At 50.0% G+C, this 4,934-nt stretch carries 1 tRNA gene and 3 rRNA genes; all 4 read right to left on the bottom strand.

The window, feature by feature from the left end:
- Positions 1-114 (bottom strand): 5S ribosomal RNA (gene rrf, locus HW098_RS09220); the annotation flags it as partial.
- Positions 115-190: 76 nt separating this feature from the next.
- Positions 191-3,092 (bottom strand): 23S ribosomal RNA (locus HW098_RS09215).
- Positions 3,093-3,216: 124 nt separating this feature from the next.
- Positions 3,217-3,289: transfer RNA gene (locus HW098_RS09210), tRNA-Ala, on the bottom strand.
- Between the two features lie 51 nt (positions 3,290-3,340).
- A 16S ribosomal RNA gene (locus HW098_RS09205) occupies positions 3,341-4,886 on the bottom strand.
- Positions 4,887-4,934: the final 48 nt, after the last annotated feature.

Raw genomic sequence — 4,934 nt, 5'->3', positions numbered from 1 at the left:
TAAGCGACTTCCATATCTCACAGGGGGCAACCCCCAACTACTTCCGGCGTTCTAGGGCTTAACTTCTGTGTTCGGCATGGGTACAGGTGTATCTCCTAGGCTATCGTCACTTAACTCTGAGTAATACCTACTCAAAATTGAATATCTATTCAAACCAAGAAAACCTCTCGCTTTCATATTCTCAGTTACTTTGGATAAGTCCTCGAGCTATTAGTATTAGTCCGCTACATGTGTCGCCACACTTCCACTTCTAACCTATCTACCTGATCATCTCTCAGGGCTCTTACTGATATATAATCATGGGAAATCTCATCTTGAGGTGGGTTTCACACTTAGATGCTTTCAGCGTTTATCCCTTCCCTACATAGCTACCCAGCGATGCCTTTGGCAAGACAACTGGTACACCAGCGGTAAGTCCACTCTGGTCCTCTCGTACTAGGAGCAGATCCTCTCAAATTTCCTACGCCCGCGACGGATAGGGACCGAACTGTCTCACGACGTTCTGAACCCAGCTCGCGTGCCGCTTTAATGGGCGAACAGCCCAACCCTTGGGACCGACTACAGCCCCAGGATGCGACGAGCCGACATCGAGGTGCCAAACCTCCCCGTCGATGTGAACTCTTGGGGGAGATAAGCCTGTTATCCCCAGGGTAGCTTTTATCCGTTGAGCGATGGCCCTTCCATACGGAACCACCGGATCACTAAGCCCGACTTTCGTCCCTGCTCGAGTTGTAGCTCTCGCAGTCAAGCTCCCTTATACCTTTACACTCTGCGAATGATTTCCAACCATTCTGAGGGAACCTTTGGGCGCCTCCGTTACCTTTTAGGAGGCGACCGCCCCAGTCAAACTGCCCGTCAGACACTGTCTCCGATAGGGATCACCTATCTGGGTTAGAGTGGCCATAACACAAGGGTAGTATCCCAACAACGTCTCCTTCGAAACTGGCGTCCCGATCTCATAGACTCCTACCTATCCTGTACATGTGGTACAGACACTCAATATCAAACTGCAGTAAAGCTCCATGGGGTCTTTCCGTCCTGTCGCGGGTAACCTGCATCTTCACAGGTACTAAAATTTCACCGAGTCTCTCGTTGAGACAGTGCCCAAATCATTACGCCTTTCGTGCGGGTCGGAACTTACCCGACAAGGAATTTCGCTACCTTAGGACCGTTATAGTTACGGCCGCCGTTTACTGGGGCTTCAATTCATACCTTCGCTTACGCTAAGCACTCCTCTTAACCTTCCAGCACCGGGCAGGCGTCACCCCCTATACATCATCTTACGATTTAGCAGAGAGCTGTGTTTTTGATAAACAGTTGCTTGGGCCTATTCACTGCGGCTGACTTAAAGTCAGCACCCCTTCTCCCGAAGTTACGGGGTCATTTTGCCGAGTTCCTTAACGAGAGTTCTCTCGCTCACCTGAGGCTACTCGCCTCGACTACCTGTGTCGGTTTGCGGTACGGGTAGAGTATGTTTAAACGCTAGAAGCTTTTCTTGGCAGTGTGACGTCACTAACTTCGCTACTAAACTTCGCTCCCCATCACAGCTCAATGTTATAGAACTAAGCATTTAACTCAGTTCACACCTCACTGCTTAGACAGACACTTCCAATCGTCTGCTTTAGTTAGCCTACTGCGTCCCTCCATCACTACATACTCTAGTACAGGAATATCAACCTGTTGTCCATCGGATACACCTTTCGGTCTCTCCTTAGGTCCCGACTAACCCAGGGCGGACGAGCCTTCCCCTGGAAACCTTAGTCTTACGGTGGACAGGATTCTCACCTGTCTTTCGCTACTCATACCGGCATTCTCACTTCTATGCGTTCCAGCACTCCTCACGGTATACCTTCTTCACACATAGAACGCTCTCCTACCATACCTATAAAGGTATCCACAGCTTCGGTAAATTGTTTTAGCCCCGGTACATTTTCGGCGCAGGGTCACTCGACTAGTGAGCTATTACGCACTCTTTGAATGAATAGCTGCTTCTAAGCTAACATCCTAGTTGTCTGTGCAACCCCACATCCTTTTCCACTTAACAATTATTTTGGGACCTTAGCTGGTGGTCTGGGCTGTTTCCCTTTCGACTACGGATCTTAGCACTCGCAGTCTGACTGCCGACCATAATTCTTTGGCATTCGGAGTTTATCTGAGATTGGTAATCCGGGATGGACCCCTCACCCAAACAGTGCTCTACCTCCAAGAATCTCTAATGTCGACGCTAGCCCTAAAGCTATTTCGGAGAGAACCAGCTATCTCCAAGTTCGTTTGGAATTTCTCCGCTACCCACAAGTCATCCAAGCACTTTTCAACGTGCCCTGGTTCGGTCCTCCAGTGCGTCTTACCGCACCTTCAACCTGCTCATGGGTAGGTCACATGGTTTCGGGTCTACGTCATGATACTAATTCGCCCTGTTCAGACTCGGTTTCCCTACGGCTCCGTCTCTTCAACTTAACCTCGCATCATAACGTAACTCGCCGGTTCATTCTACAAAAGGCACGCTCTCACCCATTAACGGGCTCGAACTTGTTGTAGGCACACGGTTTCAGGTTCTATTTCACTCCCCTCCCGGGGTGCTTTTCACCTTTCCCTCACGGTACTGGTTCACTATCGGTCACTAGGGAGTATTTAGGGTTGGGAGATGGTCCTCCCAGATTCCGACGGGATTTCGCGTGTCCCGCCGTACTCAGGATACTGCTAGGTACAAAGACTATTTTAAATACGAGGCTATTACTCTCTTTGGCTGATCTTCCCAAATCATTCTTCTATAATCTTTGAGTCCACATTGCAGTCCTACAACCCCGAAGAGTAAACTCTTCGGTTTGCCCTCCTGCCGTTTCGCTCGCCGCTACTAAGGCAATCGCTTTTGCTTTCTCTTCCTGCAGCTACTTAGATGTTTCAGTTCACTGCGTCTTCCTCCTCACATCCTTAACAGATGCGGGTAACAGGTAGTACCTGTTGGGTTCCCCCATTCGGAAATCCCTGGATCATCGCTTACTTACAGCTACCCAAGGCATATCGTCGTTTGTCACGTCCTTCTTCGGCTCCTAGTGCCAAGGCATCCACCGTGCGCCCTTATTAACTTAACCTTATTTTCTGACCTTTCAGTCATAAACTCTTATTAATACTACAGCGTTTTCGGTTTATTTTCTTGTTACTATTTGATATAGATATTCAATTTTCAATGTGCATTACTTGGTGATCTCTCACCAATGGAGCCTAGCGGGATCGAACCGCTGACCTCCTGCGTGCAAAGCAGGCGCTCTCCCAGCTGAGCTAAGGCCCCACAAGACCTCTCAAGACTAAACAAGACCAATGCGCAGTTCCTTATCCTTAGAAAGGAGGTGATCCAGCCGCACCTTCCGATACGGCTACCTTGTTACGACTTCACCCCAATCATCTATCCCACCTTAGGCGGCTGGCTCCTTACGGTTACCTCACCGACTTCGGGTGTTACAAACTCTCGTGGTGTGACGGGCGGTGTGTACAAGGCCCGGGAACGTATTCACCGCGGCGTGCTGATCCGCGATTACTAGCGATTCCGACTTCATGTAGGCGAGTTGCAGCCTACAATCCGAACTGAGACTGGCTTTAAGAGATTAGCTTGCCGTCACCGGCTTGCGACTCGTTGTACCAGCCATTGTAGCACGTGTGTAGCCCAGGTCATAAGGGGCATGATGATTTGACGTCATCCCCACCTTCCTCCGGTTTATTACCGGCAGTCTCGCTAGAGTGCCCAACTGAATGATGGCAACTAACAATAGGGGTTGCGCTCGTTGCGGGACTTAACCCAACATCTCACGACACGAGCTGACGACAACCATGCACCACCTGTCACCTCTGTCCCGAAGGAAAACTCTATCTCTAGAGTGGTCAGAGGGATGTCAAGACCTGGTAAGGTTCTTCGCGTTGCTTCGAATTAAACCACATGCTCCACCGCTTGTGCGGGCCCCCGTCAATTCCTTTGAGTTTCAACCTTGCGGTCGTACTCCCCAGGCGGAGTGCTTAATGCGTTAGCTACGGCACTAAACCCCGGAAAGGGTCTAACACCTAGCACTCATCGTTTACGGCGTGGACTACCAGGGTATCTAATCCTGTTTGCTCCCCACGCTTTCGAGCCTCAGCGTCAGTTACAAGCCAGAGAGCCGCTTTCGCCACCGGTGTTCCTCCATATATCTACGCATTTCACCGCTACACATGGAATTCCACTCTCCCCTCTTGCACTCAAGTTAAACAGTTTCCAAAGCGTACTATGGTTAAGCCACAGCCTTTAACTTCAGACTTATCTAACCGCCTGCGCTCGCTTTACGCCCAATAAATCCGGACAACGCTCGGGACCTACGTATTACCGCGGCTGCTGGCACGTAGTTAGCCGTCCCTTTCTGGTAAGATACCGTCACAGTGTGAACTTTCCACTCTCACACTCGTTCTTCTCTTACAACAGAGCTTTACGATCCGAAAACCTTCTTCACTCACGCGGCGTTGCTCGGTCAGACTTCCGTCCATTGCCGAAGATTCCCTACTGCTGCCTCCCGTAGGAGTCTGGGCCGTGTCTCAGTCCCAGTGTGGCCGATCACCCTCTCAGGTCGGCTATGTATCGTCGCCTTGGTGAGCCGTTACCCCACCAACTAGCTAATACAACGCAGGTCCATCTGGTAGTGATGCAATTGCACCTTTTAAGTAAATGTCATGCAACATCTACTCTTATGCGGTATTAGCTATCGTTTCCAATAGTTATCCCCCGCTACCAGGCAGGTTACCTACGCGTTACTCACCCGTTCGCAACTCATCCAGAGAAGCAAGCTCCTCCTTCAGCGTTCTACTTGCATGTATTAGGCACGCCGCCAGCGTTCGTCCTGAGCCAGGATCAAACTCTCATTAAAAGTTTGAGTTCTCACTCATTTCTGTCACTGACAGATTTATTGTTTTTT

It is taken from the genome of Streptococcus sp. 1453 (assembly GCF_013276955.1).
Lineage (GTDB): Bacteria > Bacillota > Bacilli > Lactobacillales > Streptococcaceae > Streptococcus.
This window is presented reverse-complemented; position numbering and strand designations above follow the sequence as displayed.